General features: G+C 60.9%; 19 protein-coding genes and 2 pseudogenes. 9 read left to right on the top strand and 12 right to left on the bottom strand.

Features of this window, described 5'->3' with window-relative positions; genetic code table 11:
* Window positions 1–131 precede the first annotated feature (131 nt).
* A complete protein-coding gene (locus tag AC04SI_RS18215; protein ID WP_404281634.1) occupies window positions 132–572 on the bottom strand; it encodes a hypothetical protein in 441 nt (146 codons plus the stop codon).
* 178 nt (window positions 573–750) lie between these two features.
* Here AC04SI_RS18215 and AC04SI_RS18210 point away from each other — a divergent pair, with 178 nt between their 5' ends.
* Window positions 751–2,034 carry an NAD(P)/FAD-dependent oxidoreductase gene (locus tag AC04SI_RS18210; protein WP_404281633.1) on the top strand — a complete coding sequence of 428 codons (1,284 nt, stop codon included), beginning with the start codon at window positions 751–753 and terminating at the stop codon, window positions 2,032–2,034.
* Here the strand turns inward: AC04SI_RS18210 and AC04SI_RS18205 are convergent.
* Window positions 2,031–2,960 carry a LysR substrate-binding domain-containing protein gene (locus AC04SI_RS18205; RefSeq protein WP_404281631.1) on the bottom strand — a complete coding sequence of 310 codons (930 nt, stop codon included), beginning with the start codon at window positions 2,958–2,960 and terminating at the stop codon, window positions 2,031–2,033. The two genes, AC04SI_RS18210 and AC04SI_RS18205, sit on opposite strands and share 4 nt — an antisense overlap.
* Before the next feature lie 107 nt (window positions 2,961–3,067).
* Between AC04SI_RS18205 and hglS the strand changes: the two genes are divergently transcribed.
* The 6 genes and pseudogenes from hglS (at window position 3,068) to AC04SI_RS18175 (ending at window position 10,895) form a co-directional block, all read left to right on the top strand.
* Entirely contained in the window at window positions 3,068–4,459 is a 1,392-nt protein-coding gene (gene hglS, locus AC04SI_RS18200; RefSeq protein ID WP_488474598.1) for a 2-oxoadipate dioxygenase/decarboxylase HglS, read from the top strand.
* Between the two features lie 9 nt (window positions 4,460–4,468).
* The gene (locus AC04SI_RS18195) at window positions 4,469–5,887 is read left to right on the top strand and encodes an FAD-binding oxidoreductase (protein WP_404281627.1); all 1,419 of its coding nucleotides are present in this window, start codon (window positions 4,469–4,471) and stop codon (window positions 5,885–5,887) included.
* 50 nt (window positions 5,888–5,937) lie between these two features.
* On the top strand, window positions 5,938–7,464 hold the full coding sequence (gene amaB / locus AC04SI_RS18190) for an L-piperidine-6-carboxylate dehydrogenase (RefSeq protein ID WP_404281625.1): 1,527 nt from the start codon (window positions 5,938–5,940) through the stop codon (window positions 7,462–7,464).
* Between the two features lie 96 nt (window positions 7,465–7,560).
* Window positions 7,561–7,635, top strand: a pseudogene (locus AC04SI_RS18185) (hypothetical protein); the annotation flags it as partial.
* 55 nt (window positions 7,636–7,690) lie between these two features.
* Window positions 7,691–8,077 carry an IS66 family transposase zinc-finger binding domain-containing protein gene (locus tag AC04SI_RS18180; protein ID WP_404281826.1) on the top strand — a complete coding sequence of 129 codons (387 nt, stop codon included), beginning with the start codon at window positions 7,691–7,693 and terminating at the stop codon, window positions 8,075–8,077.
* 43 nt (window positions 8,078–8,120) lie between these two features.
* The gene (locus tag AC04SI_RS18175; RefSeq protein ID WP_488474597.1) at window positions 8,121–10,895 is read left to right on the top strand and encodes an EAL domain-containing protein; all 2,775 of its coding nucleotides are present in this window, start codon (window positions 8,121–8,123) and stop codon (window positions 10,893–10,895) included.
* Window positions 10,896–11,970: 1,075 nt separating this feature from the next.
* Here AC04SI_RS18175 and AC04SI_RS18170 read toward each other — a convergent pair.
* Window positions 11,971–12,351 (bottom strand): hypothetical protein, encoded by a 381-nt coding sequence (locus AC04SI_RS18170; RefSeq protein WP_488474596.1) that lies wholly within the window; start codon window positions 12,349–12,351, stop codon window positions 11,971–11,973.
* Between the two features lie 204 nt (window positions 12,352–12,555).
* The gene (locus AC04SI_RS18165; protein ID WP_404284986.1) at window positions 12,556–12,738 is read right to left on the bottom strand and encodes a hypothetical protein; all 183 of its coding nucleotides are present in this window, start codon (window positions 12,736–12,738) and stop codon (window positions 12,556–12,558) included.
* Between the two features lie 286 nt (window positions 12,739–13,024).
* Here AC04SI_RS18165 and AC04SI_RS18160 point away from each other — a divergent pair, with 286 nt between their 5' ends.
* The gene (locus AC04SI_RS18160) at window positions 13,025–13,294 is read left to right on the top strand and encodes a hypothetical protein (RefSeq protein WP_488474595.1); all 270 of its coding nucleotides are present in this window, start codon (window positions 13,025–13,027) and stop codon (window positions 13,292–13,294) included.
* Window positions 13,295–13,377: 83 nt separating this feature from the next.
* Here the strand turns inward: AC04SI_RS18160 and AC04SI_RS18155 are convergent, their stop codons facing one another.
* Window positions 13,378–13,554, bottom strand: coding sequence for a hypothetical protein (locus AC04SI_RS18155; RefSeq protein ID WP_488474594.1), 177 nt, complete (start codon window positions 13,552–13,554; stop codon window positions 13,378–13,380).
* A gap of 131 nt (window positions 13,555–13,685) precedes the next feature.
* Window positions 13,686–13,846, bottom strand: a pseudogene (locus AC04SI_RS18150) (UvrD-helicase domain-containing protein); the annotation flags it as partial.
* A gap of 60 nt (window positions 13,847–13,906) precedes the next feature.
* Here AC04SI_RS18150 and AC04SI_RS18145 point away from each other — a divergent pair.
* The gene (locus AC04SI_RS18145; RefSeq protein ID WP_404284988.1) at window positions 13,907–14,422 is read left to right on the top strand and encodes a GNAT family N-acetyltransferase; all 516 of its coding nucleotides are present in this window, start codon (window positions 13,907–13,909) and stop codon (window positions 14,420–14,422) included.
* A 157-nt stretch (window positions 14,423–14,579) separates the two neighbouring features.
* Here AC04SI_RS18145 and AC04SI_RS18140 read toward each other — a convergent pair whose 3' ends face one another.
* From AC04SI_RS18140 to AC04SI_RS18115, 6 genes are all read right to left on the bottom strand, one after another.
* Window positions 14,580–15,794, bottom strand: coding sequence for an NAD-dependent formate dehydrogenase (locus AC04SI_RS18140; RefSeq protein ID WP_404284990.1), 1,215 nt, complete (start codon window positions 15,792–15,794; stop codon window positions 14,580–14,582).
* Window positions 15,795–16,440: 646 nt separating this feature from the next.
* The gene (locus AC04SI_RS18135; RefSeq protein ID WP_404284992.1) at window positions 16,441–16,875 is read right to left on the bottom strand and encodes a hypothetical protein; all 435 of its coding nucleotides are present in this window, start codon (window positions 16,873–16,875) and stop codon (window positions 16,441–16,443) included.
* A gap of 61 nt (window positions 16,876–16,936) precedes the next feature.
* A complete protein-coding gene (locus AC04SI_RS18130) occupies window positions 16,937–17,857 on the bottom strand; it encodes a complex I NDUFA9 subunit family protein (protein WP_404284994.1) in 921 nt (306 codons plus the stop codon).
* 67 nt (window positions 17,858–17,924) lie between these two features.
* Entirely contained in the window at window positions 17,925–18,251 is a 327-nt protein-coding gene (locus AC04SI_RS18125) for an antibiotic biosynthesis monooxygenase family protein (RefSeq protein ID WP_404284995.1), read from the bottom strand.
* A gap of 8 nt (window positions 18,252–18,259) precedes the next feature.
* Window positions 18,260–18,652: a 4a-hydroxytetrahydrobiopterin dehydratase gene (locus AC04SI_RS18120; protein ID WP_404284997.1), complete on the bottom strand. Its 393-nt coding sequence runs from the start codon at window positions 18,650–18,652 to the stop codon at window positions 18,260–18,262.
* Window positions 18,653–18,819: 167 nt separating this feature from the next.
* Window positions 18,820–19,272 (bottom strand): TCP-1/cpn60 chaperonin family protein (locus tag AC04SI_RS18115; RefSeq protein ID WP_488474593.1); only part of this gene is annotated, 453 nt, incomplete at its 5' end.

The following is a 19,272-nucleotide window of genomic DNA, read 5'->3' as shown; positions in this document are numbered from 1 at the left end:
AAAACGATAGATGAGGCATGTGCCAAAGATTGACGAAAGCGCGTTGCAGCAAAGCTGGCAACACGCGATTGGCGAAGCCGGCGACTAGCGCTCGACGAAGTCGCCGGGGACGTTCGGCGCCAGCGGAGCGCTTAGACATTCACAAGGGAAGGATCGCGGCCCAGCTTGGAAAACGGTTCGTCAAGCCAATCGGCCGACAGCCGCTCAATATGATCACGATTGTTGTTGATCGTTCCATCGCTTCGGCCTTTGTTCTTCATATCCCCGTCGCGATAGCGTTCCCAGGCAATGCGCAGCGTGGGCTTCGCAATCGAAGGCAAAGCAATCTCGGCAGTATCACCGTCCGGCTTGCGAGCTGACGTGCGAGGATCAACGCCGCTAGCAATCTTCCCGAGAATGTCTTCGCCTTCGCCCGCGCCGCGCGCGTTGTGAGTTCTCCAACCTCGGCAACCTTCATTCGAACGGAAAGGCGCTGCCCTGCACCGATTAGTAACTGACACGGCCCCGAGATCGGCTTGCGAAGGAACTCGCCGGAGATGAAACTGAAAGGAGGCGGTGCGCGCCGTGATCACCTTCGTCGAATCCGTCGACTGCACCGCGTGGATCAGCGGACGGACAACGAGCCGACGACGTCCCGGACCACTATCGTCATTGCCATCGTTTGATGAGCATGGGGACGATCACATCTGCGCATGAGGTTATGCGCATTCGGCACTTGCAGTGCTGCGGATGTGCCGAAAGAACTAAGGGATGCAAGGTAACACCTTTTCGCACGGCCTGTGGGAGAAGACCGCGCCGCCTGCCCCGCGGACAGGGCGGCTCGCGGGCGAGAAGCATGTCGATGTAGCCGTTGTGGGTGCGGGCTTCACCGGACTGTCCGCGGCCCTTGATCTCGCGCGGTCGGGCGTTTCCGTCGCGGTGCTGGAAGGCGCCGAGGTCGGGTTCGGCGGCTCTGGCCGCAATGTCGGGCTGGTGAATGCCGGCCTATGGATCATGCCCGACGAGGTTTCAGCCATACTTGGCGGGGAGTATGGCGAGCGGTTGCTGAAGACGCTTGCCGACGGACCGGCGCTCGTCTTCGACCTGATCCGCGAGTATGGCATCGACTGCGAGGCCGAGCATGCGGGAACGCTGCATTGCGCGGCCGACAGGAAAGGACTGTGGGAACTGGAGGAACGCGCCCGGCAGTGGCAGGCGCGTGGCGCGCCTGTGCGTCTTCTCGGCCGCGACGAGACGGCAGCGCGCGTCGGCACCACAGCCTATTTCGGATCGCTGCTCGACGAGCGCGCCGGCACGATCCAGCCAATGGGTTATGTCCGCGGGCTTGCGAACGCGGCGCTCCGGGCCGGCGCGGAAATATTCACCGCCTCCCCGGTGATTGGGACCGAACGGGAAGGCCACGGCTGGCGCGTCCGCACAACGGAAGGAAGCGTCAGCGCGGAGTGGGTGATCGTCGCCACCAACGCCTATACCACCGCTCCCTGGCCACAGGTGCGCGCCGAACTTGTCCACCTGCCCTATTTCAACTTCGCCACCTCACCGCTTTCGCAATCCGCGCTAAAACGCATCCTGCCAGGCCTGGAAGGCGCCTGGGACACGAAGACGATCCTGAGTTCGCTTCGCCGCGATCGACAGGGGCGCCTTATCGTCGGCAGCGTCGGCGCACTGCGCGGTCCGGGAGCGGCAGTGCATGGCGCATGGGCTCGACGCAGCCTGCGCAAGCTCTTTCCCTTCCTCGACGACGTCGCCTTTGAAAGCGGCTGGTATGGCAAGATCGGCATGACGGCCGATGCCACGCCAAGATTCCATCGCTTCGACCGGAACGTGGTTGGCTTCAGCGGCTACAACGGACGCGGCATTGCCCCGGGCACTGTCTTCGGACGATATTTGGCCCGTCTGATCCGCGGCGAGATCAGCGAGTGGGATCTACCCTTGCCGGTGACGGACCCACGCGAACAGAGCTTCCGTTCGCTGCGCGAAGCCTACTATGAAACCGGCGCGCAGCTTGCGCATTTCGTGGGTGCGCGCGTTTAGGAAACCTTGCCCGGACCGATCGGGAACGCGTTCGTGCCGACCTGCTCCAGAAGCCAGGATTGGAAGGCGCGTCCCACTGCGCTCCCCTGCTTTTCTTCCGGCAGAACCACGTAGTAGCTGTTGTCGGTCGTCATCGGCCTTTCGAAGACGACGCGCAGCCTGCCGGAGGAGATCTCGTCCTCGATCAGATAGAGCGGCAGAAGGGCGAAGCCGAGGCTGCGGACCGCGGCCTCGATGATCATGGCAAACTGATCGAAACGATCGCCTCTATAGGCATTCTCCTGGCCGAGATCGTTGTGCTCGAACCATTCGGCCCACAGCTTCGGCCTCGTCGCAAGATGCAGGAGTGGCTTGTCTTCCAGGTCTTCAAGACGCTCCACTGAGCAGGATCCGATCAGGGAAGGACTTGCGACGGGCAGGATGATCTCGCTGCAAAGATACGTGCATGTGGCATGCGCCCAGACAGGCTGGCCGTAGTGAATGGCAAGATCGAAGTCTTCGGCGGAAAGGTCGAAAGGCTCGGCGCGCGATGCCACGTTGAGCGCTGTGCCGGGGTGGCGCCGCTTGAAATCCGGCAGGCGGGGTAGCAGCCAGCGGCTGCCGAACGTCGGAAGGGTGGCGATCGAGAGTACCTCCCTGCCGCCGGCGGACGCCCTCGCGCGCACCACCATCTCCTCCGATTGGAGCAGCAGCCGCGACACCTCGGGCAACAGCTTGCGGCCCGCCGCCGATAGGACGACCCGCTTGCGGATCCTTCCGAACAGAAGCACGCCCAATTGGGCCTCGAGGATCTGGATCTGACGGCTGACGGCGCTCTGGGTCAAGTTTAGTTCGGCCGCAGCCTTAGTGAAGTTCTCGTGGCGGGCGGCACATTCAAACGCCTGCAGCACGGCGAGGTCGGGTATCAGTGCTCTGCTCAGGTTCATTCCCACCTCGCATCAAGTCAGTCATAGCGATCACAACAAACGGCCGATCTGCCGGTATATGATTAGTAATCAGAATGACCTTGTGCAACCTTTTCGAGGTGAGGACCATGCCGGAAGGCTTTGTCGCTGCCGACGATATCCGTGCCGCGTTCTCGGCGGCGATGTCGGCCATGTACCGCAATGAGGTGCCGGCCTATGGCACGCTGATGGCGCTGGTCGCCGAGGTCAATCTGGAGACGCTGTCGGCCGATCCAGCCCTGCGGGCAAGGCTTGTAGCGACCGATTCCCTGGCCCGAATTTCGGAAGAGCGCCACGGCGCGATCCGCCTCGGCACTGCGCAAGAACTGTCGATGATGCGGCGGGTCTTTGCGGTCATGGGCATGGTTCCGGTGGGTTACTATGACCTGTCGACCGCCGGCGTTCCCGTCCACTCCACAGCCTTTCGGCCGGTCGAAGAGTCGAGCCTGAAGCGCAACCCATTTCGGGCGTTCACCTCGCTGCTGAGGCTGGATCTCATCGCCGACGAAGCCCTCCGCAAGGAAGCGGCTACGGTTCTAGCGGCGCGAAAGATATTCACGGATGGCGCGATCGAGCTGGTCGAAAAGGCCGAGCGCTCCGGCGGCCTCGACGCGCCCGATGCCGCGCGCCTCGTCCAGGAGGTTCTGGAAACCTTCCGCTGGCACGACAAGGCAATCGTCGATGAGGCGCTGTACAGGCGCCTGCATGACGCGCACCGGCTGGTCGCCGACGTCGTCTCCTTCAGGGGACCACACATCAACCACCTCACGCCGCGTACGCTCGACATCGACAAGGTGCAAGTGCGGATGCCTGGAGAAGGCATCGTGCCCAAAGCCGTGGTCGAAGGGCCGCCGACGCGCAGCTGCCCGATCCTGCTGCGGCAGACCTCATTCAAGGCACTGGAGGAGCCCGTTTCCTTCATTGGTGGGAATGGCGCATGGCAAGCGGGCTCGCATACGGCGCGATTTGGCGAGATCGAACAGCGCGGCGTTGCGCTGACGCCGAAGGGCCGGACGCTCTACGACAAGCTCCTGGGTGAGACGCGGGCCCTCGTGACGCCGGCGGCGGACGGCTCGAACGCATCCGAGTATGTGTCGACGCTCACCAGCGTCTTCAAAGCGTTCCCCGACGACTGGAACGAAATCCGTAGGGCGGGCCTCGGCTATTTCAGCTACTCGCTGACGGAAAAAGGGCGCACCGCAGGCCCTCGTGCGGACCTCGAAACCGCGATCGAGGAAAGGCTAATCCAGTTCGATCCCATCGTGTATGAGGATTTTCTGCCAGTAAGCGCCGCAGGCATCTTCCAGTCGAATCTCGGCGACGAGGTGACGCAAGCGTTCGTCGCGAGCCCGAATCAAATCAAGTTCGAGCGCGATCTCGGCGCTTCGGTGCTGGACGAGTTCGCCCACTACGCCGAGATCGAGCGTTCCTCGATCGAAGCCTACCTCGCCGTGATCGACCTGACGACGGCGGCGGAGTGACGGACAGCGATGATCGATGCCCGCCATATTGAGGCGCTGCGCGGACTGGTCGGCGAGAAGGGCCTTCTCGACAAGCCTGCCGATATGGCCGCCTACGAGACCGGCGCGCGCTACGACAGGGGAAGGGCCGCTTTTGTGGCTCGCCCGGCGTCTACCGCCGAAGTCTCGGCGGTCGTCTCCTGGTGCGTGCGCAACAGCATTGCGCTCATCCCGCAATCGGGCAACACGGGTCTCGTCTCGGCCTCGACTCCCGACATGAGCGGAGCGCAGGGCGTACTCAGCCTCGACCGCGTGACGGGTGGCTTTGAGCTCGACCAGGTCAACCGCAGCGTGCGAACCGGTGCCGGCGTGCGCCTTTCCGACCTCAACGCAAAGCTTGGGGAGTACGGACTGTTCTTCCCTGTAGATCTCGGCGCCGATCCGCGTCTCGGCGGCATGATCGCCACAAATACCGGCGGTTCGCGCTTCCTGCGCTATGGCGACGTACGCCGCAACACTCTGGGCCTCACCGTAGTCCTTGCCGACGAGGCGGGAACCGTGCTCGACCTTTCCTCGCAGCTTCGCAAGAACAACACCGGGGTCGACTGGAAACAACTCTTCATCGGCACGTCCGGCGCGTTCGGCGTGGTGACGGAATGCGTACTCAACCTCGAGCCACTGCCGCGCCAGACCGCCACAGCGCTGCTGGTGCCATCGTCCTCGCAGATCATCCCCGCCCTCCTGACGGCGATGGAAGACGCGCTGGGCTCGTACCTGTCCGCCTTTGAGGGCATGTCCGGCAACGCGGTTCGCGCAGCGCTCGAACATGTCCCTTCCCTGCGCAACCCGTTCAGCCGCGGCGTTGTGCCGGATTTCGTGATCCTGACTGAAGTCTCGCGCATAAACGCGCCACGCAAGGGCGAACAGAAGCTCGATGCGGTGCTCGAAGAGGTGCTGGCCGCAATCTGGGAAGACGGAGACGCACTCCTCGCCGACGCCTTCGTTGGCCCGCCGCACGAGATGTGGGCACTGCGCCATGCCCTGTCGGAGGGCGTCAAGCATGCCGGGCGGCTGATCGCCTTCGACCTCTCCTTCAGCCGCGGCGACGTCATGCGTTTTCTCGACCGGATGAAGGCCGAGATTCCGCAACGCTTTCCCGGAATTGCCACCTGCGATTTCGGCCATGTCGGCGATGGTGGGGTGCACTTCAACCTCGTCGTCGCGAAAGACGATTCGCGCCTGACGGACGAGGCGTTCGAGGCCGCGCTGCGCGAATGGGTCTTTTCGATCTGCGTCGAGGATTTTCGGGGCAGCTTCAGTGCCGAGCACGCCATCGGTCGCAAGAACCAAAGCTTCTACGACCGCTACACGCCCGCGAAACTGCGGCGGCTCGCCGCGGCGCTAAAGGCTGAAGCGTCACCGGGTCCGCTCGGCTCAGTCGCATTCTGAGATGATGGCGGCAAGGTCGCCGCGAAGTAACGAAAACTGGAGAAAACACGATGAGCAAGACCGTGGACGTGAAACAGGAAACGGCGAGCATCCTCGACAGGTTTGGCATTTCGCGCAACGCTTGGACGGGCGGCGGCATGCGGGTGCAAAGCCCGGTGACAGGCGAACAGATCGGCGCCGTGACCATGATCTCGGCGTCAGGTGCAGTCGAGGCGATCGAAAGCGCCGACAAGGCCTTCCGCGCCTGGCGGCTGGTGCCGGCCCCACGCCGCGGCGAGCTGGTGCGGCTGCTCGGCGAGGAATTGCGCGCCCACAAGGCCGAGCTTGGCCGGCTGGTGTCGATCGAGGCCGGAAAAATCCCGTCCGAAGGCCTCGGCGAAGTGCAAGAAATGATCGATATCTGCGACTTCGCGGTCGGTCTGTCACGCCAGCTCTACGGCCTCACAATTGCCACCGAGCGCCCCGGCCACCGCATGATGGAAACCTGGCATCCGCTCGGTGTCATCGGCGTCATCTCGGCGTTCAACTTCCCGGTCGCCGTGTGGTCTTGGAACGCGGCGCTTGCGTTGGTTTGCGGCAATTCGGTCGTCTGGAAGCCTTCGGAGAAAACCACGCTGACGGCACTTGCCTGCGACGCGATCTTCAAGCGCGCCGTCGAACGTTTCGGCACTGACGCGCCCGACGGGTTGCTGAAAGTGCTGATCGGCGACCGTGTGGTCGGTGAGGTGCTGGTCGATCACCCGAAGGTGCCGCTGGTCTCAGCCACTGGCTCGACCCGCATGGGCCGCGATGTCGGCCCGCGACTGGCCAAACGTTTCGCCCGCGCCATTCTGGAGCTTGGTGGCAACAATGCCGGTATCGTCACCCCCTCGGCCGATCTGGATATGGCGGTGCGGGCGATCGCCTTCGGCGCCATGGGCACCGCGGGCCAGCGCTGCACCACGCTGCGCCGGCTTTTCGTGCATGAGAGCGTCTACGACACCATCGTGCCGCGCCTGAAGAAGGCCTATGAAAGCGTCTCGGTCGGCAGCCCGCTGGAAACCTCGGCGCTAGTCGGCCCGCTGATCGACAAGGCGGCCTTTGACGGCATGCAGAAAGCGCTTGGCGAGGCCGAAAAGCATGGCGGCAAGATCACCGGCGGCAATCGCGTCGAAAACGGCCACCCCTGCGCCTACTATGTGAAGCCGGCGCTGGTGGAAATGCCGAAGCAGGCCGGACCTGTCACCGAAGAAACCTTCGCGCCAATCCTCTACGTGATGAAATATACGGATCTTGATGCAGCGATCGCAGACCACAACGCGGTCGGCGCCGGACTGTCGTCGTCGATCTTCACGCTCGATTTGCAGGAGGCCGAGCGCTTCCTGTCTGTCGACGGCTCCGATTGCGGCATCGCCAACGTCAACATCGGCACATCGGGGGCCGAAATCGGCGGTGCATTCGGCGGCGAAAAGGAGACCGGCGGCGGCCGCGAAAGCGGCTCCGATGCGTGGAAGGCTTACATGCGCCGCGCCACCAACACGGTGAACTACTCCAAGGCGCTGCCGCTGGCGCAAGGCGTCTCGTTCGACATCGAGTAGGGTCTATGAACATCGCTTCCAAAGTCTCCGAGACGGGCTTCAAGCCCGCCTCGCGCATCGCCTCCATGGGCGTACGAGCGGCTCGATGCTGACCAGCTGGCGCTCGCGCTGGAAGATCTCGATGCCGATATCGCCCGCATCCGGGAGAGCAGGCCAGGTGCCGAGAAACTTCCTCCGGAGCGGCCGTCTCACCGCAAGCCGCTGCCCGATCACCTTCTGCGAGAGGATGTTGTTCTCGATATCGACCACACAGTGTGCGCGTGCTTTGGCGGCGCTTCATGCGATCGGCGAGAGCGTCAGCGAAATGCTCGACTGGGTTCCGGCACAGCTTCGCATCATCCGCACCGTGCGCCCGAAATACGCTTGCCGGAGCGAAAAGTGGATCAGCAAACGCCGACGGCGCCGCCATGCGGTGAGCACGGACGTGCGTAACCGCGCTGTCCAGGCGTTCTGGGCCATGCACGTAGAAGCGATGAACTGGAGCGGAATGGGGGTGCGCGAGTACGCCGCGGCGCTGCAGACACTGGCGGCCAGCCGCATCGTTGTGGAACTGAGGCGGCTTGACGGATACCCCTCTCAACAGCCGGGTAGTATTGCAGATATCCAATTCTGATAGCCTTAAGTATTGAGACCGATTCATCCGCAGTTAACACATTTTGGCCAGTATCAGTTATACGCGCTTTCAGTCAGAAAGCGAGTTCGCTTGGCTTTCTCCAAGCGTCGAATCGGAGGAACTCTGTATGGTCACAAAACCATCCAGGCGAGCCGCCGAGTCACCTGAGTCGACCAATCTCGCCGCGCTGACAAAACTGGCGTCGGCTTCGTATGAAATCCTCGAGCGCGAACTTCGCGCCACGATCGCGGCGCTCGAAGGCCAGGCGCTGCGATTCGAGACGGCAATCGACAATGTCTCTCAAGGCATCTGCTTTTTTGGTGTCGACGAACGGCTGATCCTGTGCAACCGGCGCTATGCGGAAATTTACCGCATTGCCCCCGATGAACTGCAGCCAGGTTTGACGCTGGGCGAAATCGTCGAGCGCCGCGTGGCCGCCGGGACGTCGGCGATGCCGGCCGACGCTTATCTGACGATGGCGCGGTCGGTCAATTCAAGCAATGCCTCGAGGATCTGGAGCGCCAAGCTCGCCGATGGTCGGACAATCCAGATCTGCCATCAGCCGATGCCGGACGGGAGCTGGGTCGCCACGCATGAGGACATCACCGAACTGATCGCCAGTCGCCAGATCGTCGACGAGCGCATGTCGCTGCAAGCGCTGATCGACTGGGTGCCGGATTATCTGTGGGTCAAGGATACTGAAAGCCGCTTCGTCGTGGTCAACAGGGCCCTTGCGGCCGACAGCGGCCGCGAAAACACCGGCGCCATGATCGGCCTGACCGATTTTGATCTTCATGCCCCGGAAATGGCGCGGAAGTTTCGCGATATCGAACAGAGGGTTCTGCGCAGCGGAAAACCGATGATCGACGAGGAGGAGTTTGTCGTCGATGCCTCGGGCGCCGGCAAATGGCTCTCGTCGACGAAGGTGCCGTTGTGCAATCCTGACAACGAAATTATCGGTTTGGTCGGCATTGCCCATGACATCACCGCGCGCAAGCAGGCAGACGTGCTCCGGGACGGGCAGGCGCATATACTGGAAATGATCGCGATGAGCGCTCCCCTGGAAGATGTGCTCGACCGCCTTATGCGTCTCGTCGAGTCCCAGCTGACGGGAATATTCGGGTCCGTATTGCTGCTTGACAAGGATGGTGGTCACTTGCGGCACGGCGCGGCGCCGAGCCTTGCAATGGACTATACGAGCGCGATCGACGGGATCGCAATCGGTCCCAACGTGGGATCCTGCGGAACCGCCGTCTACCGTCGGGAGCCGGTCATTGTCTCTGACATCACGCAGGATCCGCTTTGGGACGACTATCGCGAACTCGTGGCGCCCTACGGCTATCGTTCGTGCTGGTCGACCCCGATCCTGTCGCATCAGGGCGCCGTGTTGGGCGTGTTTGCGATGTATTCTATGACGGTGCGCGAACCGGGCGAGGCCGAGACCCGACTCATCAATTTCACCACGCGCATCGCAGGGATCGCCATCGAGCGCAAGCTGGCCGAAGACCAGATCCACTTCATGGCCAACCACGATGCGCTTACCGGCCTTCCCAATCGCGCCCTGCTCGAGGACCGGCTCTCGCAGGCGGTCCTCTACGCGCAGCGTTATGGCCGCTGGGTGACCGTGTTGTTCATCGATCTCGACAATTTCAAGTTGGTCAATGACACGCTCGGCCACAACGCCGGAGACGAACTGCTGAAGACTGTCGCCAGCCGAATGGTCAAATGTGTAAGGGCAACCGATACGGTCGTGCGGCTTGGCGGCGATGAATTCGTCGTTGTCCTGTTCGACCAGCCGGCGAGCGTCGAGCTCATCTCCGAGATAGTGCAGAAGATCCGTGCAGTGATCGAGGAGCCGATTGAACTTGGAAAACATCGGCTGAGTACCACGGCTAGCATCGGCGTCGCGAACTATCCCAAGGATGGGGCGAACTCGGATACGCTGCTGGCCAATGCCGATGCGGCCTTGTACCGCGCCAAGGAATTTGGGCGCGACAATTTCCAGTTCTACGCGCCCGAGTTCAACACCAGGGCGCATGAAAGGTTCGTGCTTCAGGAGGAAATGCGAAACGCACTGGCCCGTTCGGAATTTACCTTGCTCTATCAGCCGCAAATTGATCTTCGGTCAGGGCAGATCTTCGCGGTTGAGGCGTTGATACGCTGGCAGCATCCGACGCGTGGCACGGTATCCCCGGCCATTTTCATACCGACGGCCGAAGAGACCGGTCTGATCGTTCCGATCGGCGACTGGGTGCTGCACGAAGCCTGTCGGCAGAACAAGGCCTGGCAGGACGCGGGCTTGCCGCCCCTGATCGTCTGCGTGAATGTTTCGGCACGGCAATTCAGGGAAAGAAACCTGATAAGTCGTGTCGTCAATGCACTGAAGGACAGCGGCCTAGAGGCCAGATACCTCGAGCTGGAGGTGACGGAGAGCCTGATCATGCAGGACATTGAACTGGCGGTCGCAACGATGAACGCACTGCAGGGCCTGGGTGTGCAGATATCGATCGATGATTTTGGAACAGGCTACTCCAGCCTTAGCGCACTCAAGACCTTTCCAGTGGCGCGCTTGAAGATCGACAAGTCCTTCATCAACGATCTCGCCGACAACGAGAGCGATCAGGCCGTCGCCAGCGCCGTCATTTCATTGGGTCAAAATCTGCATCTGAGGGTCATTGCCGAGGGTGTCGAGACCGACGATCAAGTGGCCTTCTTGCGCAAGAACAATTGCGATGAAATGCAGGGCTATCATTTCAGCAAACCGATCTCCGCCGAAGCCATCATGAAATTGCTCAACGCGCCCGGCAACCCGATGTAAATTCCCAACACGAGAAGGGAGGGATTCACATCGCCGGGGATCCGGTCAAGCCGAGGTGGCAGGCTCACGGTCGACGCAAATAGATGGCCGGTCCGTCCGGACCAGCCATAGGACTGTAGCTAGGGCTACACGCGCGAGCCGTCCCGCGCAGTGCGCTGTCCAGCCGCAGTCGTGTATGTCAAATCTTCGGCGCGGAGCGTGGCAGAACCATGCCTTTAGAGGTGAAGCTCAACAGACTCTTGGATGATCGAGGCCTAGTGACTACGCGCGATCAGATCGAACGCTAGGAGCAGCAGGGTTGTTGCCTGGTTTCAGAGGAAGGGTTGATGGTTGAAAGAGAGAAGTTGGAACTGGAAGCTCGCCTTCTCGCACTCGAACTGGTTGTCGCCAGAATCGCAGCAATCCAGCTCATCTCTATGCAGCCTCTGTGCGGCTGCAGGGGCTGCAGAAAAATCGGTCCCGGCTAACGTGAAGGCACTCTTGAAAGCGTATGGCACGCTCAACGGCTTATGCCGCGGGCGGATTTGGGGACAAGGCCGCAACCATGCGAGCATGCGAGGACCGAGAAGCAGTCGGTGCGAGACTGGCCGCGGCCAACTGGTGCTACGGCAAGCGTGGTCAGTACGGCTACCAAATGAAGTGGCATAAATGCACGGGCACGTCGCTGCGCCCTGGTGACTGATGATGCGGGGGCGAATGTGCGCAATGCTGAAAGCATGAGGGGACTTATCCTAGCTCTGATGGCGATGCTGGTGGTTGGGATCATACCGGCCAAGGCAGACGATGCCACTTGCCACTCGGTCGGCGGCAATTTGTTGGGGAAGTCTGTTACAGCTACACGGCGTGCCACGTTGAGCGGAGACCGCCTCACATGATCGGCATGGCCGCTAGCCTCCTGATGGCCGGGCTGGCGGTTGGCGCTGGTGCTGCCGGCCCTGCTTACGCGATCACACCATTCGAGAACGGACCGCCTTACCCTACCTCAAGATGGCGGCGGACTCTTGAGCCCGTCACTGGCCGGCGCCTTTACCCAAAGCCCCCCGCCCAACGGGCGCCGGCCAACTTCTTGGCAAACTTATGCAGCCTTCAGATTAATCACCCGCATCACTGCGACCACGGTTCCATTATTCGTAGCAGCCTCCTTCGTGCTACCCTTGCCGCAGCTCCATACGTCGCCTTCCTTGGCCGTGAACTCCATGTCCCCGGCCGTGACCTGCAGCTCGCCTTCAGTGACCGTGCAAACCATGTCGTCCGCCATGACGTCCTCCAACGGGCTAGATCCCTTTGGCTGATAGACGACGTCTTCCATGGCAATTTTCTTGTACCCCTTGATGTGGGAGTCTCGTGTTCCCAGCTCGACGAGCCGAACGCCGGGAAAAATCTCTTTGCCATCAGTCGGACCGTAGGCCTTGGCCGCAACTGGAGTGGGCTTTGCGACCAATAGCGGGGCGGCCAACGAGGTGGCATCAAGGGCGGGAGCATTACGTTCATCTTCATAACATCCATCCTCCCTGAGTTAGTCCGCCCACAACCGGGCGAACCTGGCATTTTACGCGCCCGTGCAGCCAAATAGTCAAACAGAATTGAGCAGCCCCATGCAGCCCCCAGCAGGCCTATCCAGCGTTTCAATGGGTACGGGACGGGGCCAGTGAACTGACCGCTACTTCCGCACGATCCATTCCAGCAACTCGGGATCGACCTTCGCTATGCCGGTGAACTCGCGGACCATTTGCGAAGCGTACTCCCGCCATCGATGTTCAGGGATGTCCGCTTCGAGGACCGCTTTGTGGAACGCGCTTCGTAGGATTTCGCTATCGAGCGCAGACACCCTGGCGCGTGACATTTCAGGCTCCCGCACATAGGCGAAAGCACTGCCAGCTTCCAAGCGTCCGCAATGCCCTCTGTTCGATACGGACGACTTGGGCATTATACGCCGTACAGCCAAACTCGCGAGTCACACGAATTTGATCGCTAAATTTAGCAACTGCGCATGGAATAATTTGAGCAGGAGGGGCGTTCCTTTCCTAGACGATGGCGGGCACGGCAAGAGGGATATTTTCGAATGTCCCTTTGTGGAAAACGCCAGACCTGCTGCGGCTCGTTCTGGCTTAGCTCAAAGGAGTCCAGATATGAAAACGCACGCGCTTGTGATTGCTGCCACAGGGGCATCGCTCATTGCTTTCGCTGGCCTTGCAAAGGCGGACGACCATCTGTTCAATGCTCTTCAGCATGGTCTCAGCAGCGACGGCCAACCCTTCCATGAGAACACGGCCGGCCACAGCGGTGACCTTGCACCAGGTCAGGGCAGCCCGTTTGCAGGTGTCGATACTCAGACACCGGCCACCGATACGGAAGCCGCCAACGATCATGCGAACGTAAAAAGTCGCCAACCTAAATGAATATGGGATACCCGCCGGAGGGGGCGGGTGACCATCTGTAGCCGGTCGGCCGATAGCGTCTGCTGAAAGCTCGCGCCACGGAGCTATCCCGGCTCTTCCCGAAAGTCTTGTAGCGAGGCATGCCGCAAGTCTTCCTCGCCCCGTAGGTGCTTCACACGGCCGATCAGCCCAGGCTTGACCCATTGCGTCGCCGGCCGCTTCATGCCCTTCGGTGCCGGCCCAGAATGCTCCTGAACGCGCTCCCAGAGGCGTTCGCGCATCTCCCGATTCAAGGTGATGAAGACGGAGCCGACATAGCGGCCTGTGCCTCGCTCGGCCATCAGGGCAAAGGCAGGCTTGCCCGCATCTCGCTGGACCCCAAGCAGCTCTAACTCACTGATGGCGTAGCACTTCGCTTTGGATTGCGCCGCGCCTTGACGATCAGATGCGCGACGCGATAGGCAAGCGTATTGGTCTCGCCGGAACCCGCACCCGCGATGACGAGCGCGGCCCGGCGATCCATCCTTCACCGTGCTTGAGATAAGGGTGGTGCGGCGGATCATCTGGAAAGATGAGGACTGAGGAGGGCGCTCTCGGCCCGCTCGTGTCGATGAATTTGCGACCTCAATCTGAGTGACCTATGCTCAAGCAATGCAACATCTCAGTTCGTTGACCGCCAAGCCCCCGCATGGATATTCCGACAAAGAACTCGATGCCTTTGTCAAGTTGGTTGTTTCGGAGGGCGAAGTTTCCCACTATGGGCTGCTTGAACGCATCAAGGGCGCGCGGGGCCTAGTCATGCTCTATGACGGTAAGAAGCTGGTCGGAACTGCGGCGATTAAAAATCCAGAGCCGGACTATCGAACCGCCGTCTTTGCCAAGTCGAAATCAAATGCGGACGCCGCCGCCTACCCAGTCGAACTAGGGTATGTGGTCGTCGCAGAAAGCCATCGCCGTCATAAATTGGGCTGGCGTCTCGTCGACGCGGCGCTGTCATTCGCAAGCGGATCAGCCGTGTTCGCTGCAACACGCAGCAATAATGCCGCCATGCGGCGAATCTTGCCGGCTCGCGGTTTCACGGCCAATGGGTCTCCCTACCCGTCCACTGAACATCCCGGTCAGGAAATTCATCTGTTCCTACGTGGGTAAGCGCCCTGAGGACCGATCCTGGCCCTATAGCCCGAGCACGCGGTCTTGTTCGACTTGCGGCAGAAAGCTTAGGATCCCTCGAGGAACGACTGCAGCGCCAACCGCGCCGATCCGCCTTGCCTTGTTCTCGTCCGAGTCGAGCGCAGCGGAAATCGATCTAGCGCAGATCACTCCTGGCCTTGAAGCGTGCTGCCTCTTCCGAACCGCGGGTGGCGTCGCCGGCGCTGTAGGAATGCGCGCCAGCGCCGGCGAGCTTGCCGCCATCGACGATCAGATATTCCTCACGGATCGGCCGGCCTTCGAACCAGCATTCGAGAATTTCGCGGGTGCCCGCGGCGTAGCGCGCCTGGGCGGAGAGCGACGATCCTGAAATGTGCGGCGTCATGCCGTGATGCGGCATCGATCGCCACGGATGATCCTTGGGAGCCGGCTGCGGGAACCAGACGTCGCCGGCATAGCCAGCGAGTTGGCCACTCTCCAGCGCGCGGGCGATGGCGTCACGATTGCAGATCTTGCCGCGCGCCGTGTTCACCAGATAGGCGCCGCGTTTCATCCTGGCGATCATCGTCTCGTCAAAGAGGTTTTCCGTCTCCGGATGCAGAGGCGCATTGATTGTCACCACGTCGCAGACGCCGACCATGGATGCGGGGTCCTTGTGGAAGGTGACGCCAAGCTCTTTCTCGACCGCCTCAGGCAGGCGGTGGCGATCGGTGTAGTGCAACTTGACGTCGAACGGCTTCAGCCGGCGCAACACCGCGCTGCCGATCCGGCCGGCACCGACGGTTCCGATCTGCATTCCCTCGATATCGTAGGAGCGTGCGACGCAGTCGGCGATATTCCAGCCGCCTTTCACGACCCACTGGTAGGACGGGATGTAGTTGCGCACGAGCCCCAGGATCATCATGACCACATGCTCGGACACGCTGATCGAATTGCAGTAAGTCACCTCGGCGACCGTGATGCCGCGGTCCATGGCGGCCTGAAGATCGACATGATCGGATCCGATGCCGGCGGTGATCGCAAGCTTCAGTCTGCTTGCCTTGGCTATTCGTTCTTCGGTCAGATATGCCGGCCAGAACGGCTGCGAGATCACGATTTCGGCGTCAACGAGTTCGCGTTCAAAAATGCTGGCGGGACCGTCTTTGTCCGAGGTCACCACCAGGCTGTGGCCCGCGCTTTCGAGAAATTTCCTCAGGCCGAGTTCGCCCGACGCGCTACCGAGCAAGACCCCCGGTTCAAAGTCGATGGCCTTCGGCGTGGGAAGTGTCTGGCCGCCGGGATAGCGGTCGAGCTTTGGCAGGCCGTCCCGCGCATATTTTGTCGGATAACCGTCGACCGGATCGTCATAGAGGACGCAAACGACCTTTGCCATTGTGTATCTCCCTTCGTCTGACAACGAAAAGGAAAACGCTCTGTTCTTAACGCTGCCGGCCAACGATGGTCGGCACGGCGATGCTCTGTTGAATTGCTGGTGGGAGCAGACTCATCTGCCGGCGCTTCCTCATTCGGAAAGTTGTGCGCTATTGCGTATTACATGGAAGACCCGGGCATGGTTTCAAGTGCTGCGGGCGGCACTGGTGCAGCGTTCGAGTTCCTTTATTTCAGACCGCGCGCACGGTCTGCTGACAACAAATGCTTGATGCGGACACTTCAGAATTGCCGAGGTTGGGCACCGTGCATCATGATCACTGACAGGCTCCGACTTCGCAGGCCTCAAGGGCTTCTGCATCCCCTCAAAGATTGCACAACCTGTTAGTCAGCGCTTATCAAGCAGAGGAATCTCGCATCGCTTGCCGCTCAGACGGTATTGCTAAGCCAGTTCGCAACGCTCACCGATGTCACCTACAAGGCTAGCCTTTCCACAATGCGGGCCGTTTGTTGCCTTTTTACAGAAGATACGAAAACGCCGCTCGACCGGAAGGGAGCGGCGTTTACCAAGTGTGGTGTCCTACCCTAGACGAAACCCCGATTTGGTCGGGGCCGTCGGACTTGAACCGACGTTTCCAGCTTGTTCGCTATCAGTCTATAGGTGGTGTTTTCCTGTCGTCCTTGCAAGCGCCATCGGCGCAGCTTTGCAGGGTGTGCAAGGATAGTCGGAGTCGATACAATTCCATCCGAATTCCGCAATTGAACGACCGCTGCTTTCCGGCTTCCGTGACGCGCACACTCGCTGGTTCTGCCGTGAACGTCATTATCGCTTCTCCCCTTTGTTGGGCGAAAGCGTGGTGGTCTCTTCCACTCGCCGGCTTGCCGGGAAGGTGCAGGCGACCATCGATATATAGTGTGCCGGTTTGGTACATACGACTCAATTTGAACTCGTTGGCAGCCTTCATGACGATGAAGGCCGGACTGTTGATCAGGTCGTGCGCCCTGAGCAGACGATAGACCGAAGCCTCATCGACGCTCGCCGCCGGTATCGGCGTCATGAAGTTCGAGCGGGAATACTTCACCATGCCCTCGACCTTGCCCTTGTCGTTCCCCGGCGGGAGCGCACTAGCCGAAGAAGCTCTTTAATCAGTGATCCCACAATATCTCCTGGAGCATTTCCTCGACCGAGTACGGCGAAATTCCAAGTTCTCCAAATCCCGGCATCTCCGGCGATGACACGTTGTCGACCTGCATCAGTTCCACTTGATTCCGAGTGACGGGCGGGCTCGGGAGCATTTCGGCGAACCAAGCCAGCGCGTGCCAAGCGGCAAATGGGATTGGAATCAGTTTGGGCTTAAGACCGGCTTCGTGCGCAACGGCTCTGAGAAATTCCTTGTAAGAGTAGACGCGAGGACCGCCGCACTCATACGTGATCGCATGCGTTTCCGTCCCCTGCAGCACTCTTGCGGTCGCCTCTGCCACATCGCCCACATAGGCCGGCTGCAATCTCGTCAGGCCGCGACCGAACATCGGATAGATTGGAAGCCGGCGGAGAAGTTTGAGGATAATCGTGAGAAACGCGTCATCCGGTCCGAACATCACCGCCGGGCGGATGATAGTGGCGTCAGCAAACGCGGCACGCACCACCAGTTCGCCTTCGCCACGCTTGCGGATGTAGAGCGACGGCGAGGCAACATCGGAGCCGATTCCTGAAATGTGAGCGAGCCGTTCGACGCCAGCTCGGTGTGCTTGAACTGCAACCCGCCGGGCTGACTCGACATGCACGGAATGAAAGGTCTCCTGTCCCTGTTCGACATAAAGACTGACCGCATTTACAACACCGTAAGCACCAGCAAGTGCATCGGCGATCGCCCGCTCATCGTGGATATTGGCTTCGACCGATTGAAGTTGCGGATCATCAGAACCAAACAGCTTCTTGGCCCGTTCCGAATGTCTTGATGCGATCCGAACGAAAAACTCACCATCGCGGAGACGCCGAACAACGCGGCGGCCGAGAAACCCGGTTCCACCGAACACGGTGACGACGCGATGGTTCATGGCAGCCATGGCTTAGACTTTGTCAGCTCATGTCGGCCGTCTCGACCCGGCGGTTCAGGTCATGTGGGCGGCACGCCTACTGACCACTATCTACCACTTGGACTACCTCGTACAGATTGGGGTAGATCTCATCCGTCAGCTGATCGAAATGACGCCACTCCTTGCGGAATTCCGGCGACTGATGAGCCAATCGCAGCAGGTCGCGATTCTGCCATTGGACGTAGTTGACGATGCGCCGCCCGTCGAGGCTGCGATGCAGGCTGATTGAGATGAAGCCAGGCTGGCGCGTCATAAAGCGCGCTCGCTCGGTCATGACGGACAATGCCTCGGCCTGCTTGTCCGGTTCAGAATCGACGATGGTGATTTGGGTGACGGGCTGATTGTCGGTTCGGATGTGTGGCATAGACGACCTCACTTGATTGGCAATCGATTTGCCGTGTCACTGCTGGCGGTCGAGGGCCGCCCCGAGCGATCGAGCACCCGATCGATCTTGCTCGCCATGATGAAATCGTTCTCGTGCAGTCCTTTGATCTTCTTGGTGCTCAGGGAAACCGTCACATAACCCCAGCCGAAGCTGATGTCGGGGTGATGGCCCTCGGTTTCGGCGAGCTCACCGATCTCCTGAACAAGGGCGAGCGCGTCCCGGAAATTGCGGCATCGAAAGCTCCGCTGGATGCAGTGGGCATCGCCACCCAGCTCCCAATCAGGAGCCTGTGCCTGGAAGCGTTGGGCTTCATCACGCGTGAGCGGCGGGACGCCGCCGCGACAAGGCGTACATGTTTTCTCGGCAAGAGTGTCGGTCATGTTCTTGTCTCCAAGACCATTTTTAGCAGCAAAAACGACAGCGACGAGCGCCTATCGATCGATCTCCCCGAACGCGATGTCGAGCGAGCCGATGATCGCCAAGATATCGGCTCGCATGTGCCCGCGTGCTGGCCTTCCGTCGTGCTGGCTATAGTTTCAGGCGCCGCTCAGTAGTCCATTCCGCCCATTCCGCCCATACCTCCTGCGCCACCCATGGCGGGCGCATCCTTCTGCGGAATGTCCGCGATCATTGCTTCAGCGGTGATCAGGAGCGCGGCAATCGAGCCGGCATCCTGCAGGGCCGTCCGAACGACCTTGGCGGGGTCGACGATACCGGCCTTGATCATGTCGACGTAGAGTTCGGTCTGAGCATCGAAGCCCTGATTGTGATCCTTGCTGTCGGTGAGCTTGCCGACGACGATCGAGCCTTCAACGCCGGAATTCTCGGCGATCTGGCGGATCGGCGCCTCAAGCGCCCTGAGCACGATCGAGATGCCGGCCGTCACATCGGCATTGGCGCCGGTCAGGCCCTTGAGCGCCGACCTCGCCCGCAGCAGCGCCACGCCGCCGCCCGGAACGATGCCTTCCTCGACAGCCGCGCGCGTGGCGTTCAGCGCGTC

The sequence above is a fragment of the Mesorhizobium sp. CNPSo 4689 genome, assembly GCF_057784325.1.
The sequence above is the reverse complement of the archived record's forward strand: the minus strand, read 5'-3'. Positions and strand labels throughout refer to the sequence as shown.

Coding starts and splice junctions, on each gene's coding strand:
- hglS (WP_488474598.1), top strand. CDS start 3,068: ATGCCGGAAGGCTTTGTCGCTGCCGACGATATCCGTGCCGCGTTCTCG.
- AC04SI_RS18125 (WP_404284995.1), bottom strand. CDS start 18,251: ATGCCACACATCCGAACCGACAATCAGCCCGTCACCCAAATCACCATC.
- AC04SI_RS18160 (WP_488474595.1), top strand. CDS start 13,025: ATGAAAACGCACGCGCTTGTGATTGCTGCCACAGGGGCATCGCTCATT.
- AC04SI_RS18195 (WP_404281627.1), top strand. CDS start 4,469: ATGATCGATGCCCGCCATATTGAGGCGCTGCGCGGACTGGTCGGCGAG.
- AC04SI_RS18205 (WP_404281631.1), bottom strand. CDS start 2,960: ATGAACCTGAGCAGAGCACTGATACCCGACCTCGCCGTGCTGCAGGCG.
- amaB (WP_404281625.1), top strand. CDS start 5,938: ATGAGCAAGACCGTGGACGTGAAACAGGAAACGGCGAGCATCCTCGAC.
- AC04SI_RS18140 (WP_404284990.1), bottom strand. CDS start 15,794: ATGGCAAAGGTCGTTTGCGTCCTCTATGACGATCCGGTCGACGGTTAT.
- AC04SI_RS18180 (WP_404281826.1), top strand. CDS start 7,691: ATGTTGTTCTCGATATCGACCACACAGTGTGCGCGTGCTTTGGCGGCG.
- AC04SI_RS18210 (WP_404281633.1), top strand. CDS start 751: ATGCAAGGTAACACCTTTTCGCACGGCCTGTGGGAGAAGACCGCGCCG.
- AC04SI_RS18120 (WP_404284997.1), bottom strand. CDS start 18,652: ATGACCGACACTCTTGCCGAGAAAACATGTACGCCTTGTCGCGGCGGC.
- AC04SI_RS18130 (WP_404284994.1), bottom strand. CDS start 17,857: ATGGCTGCCATGAACCATCGCGTCGTCACCGTGTTCGGTGGAACCGGG.
- AC04SI_RS18165 (WP_404284986.1), bottom strand. CDS start 12,738: ATGTCACGCGCCAGGGTGTCTGCGCTCGATAGCGAAATCCTACGAAGC.
- AC04SI_RS18135 (WP_404284992.1), bottom strand. CDS start 16,875: ATGGTGAAGTATTCCCGCTCGAACTTCATGACGCCGATACCGGCGGCG.
- AC04SI_RS18155 (WP_488474594.1), bottom strand. CDS start 13,554: ATGCGCGAACGCCTCTGGGAGCGCGTTCAGGAGCATTCTGGGCCGGCA.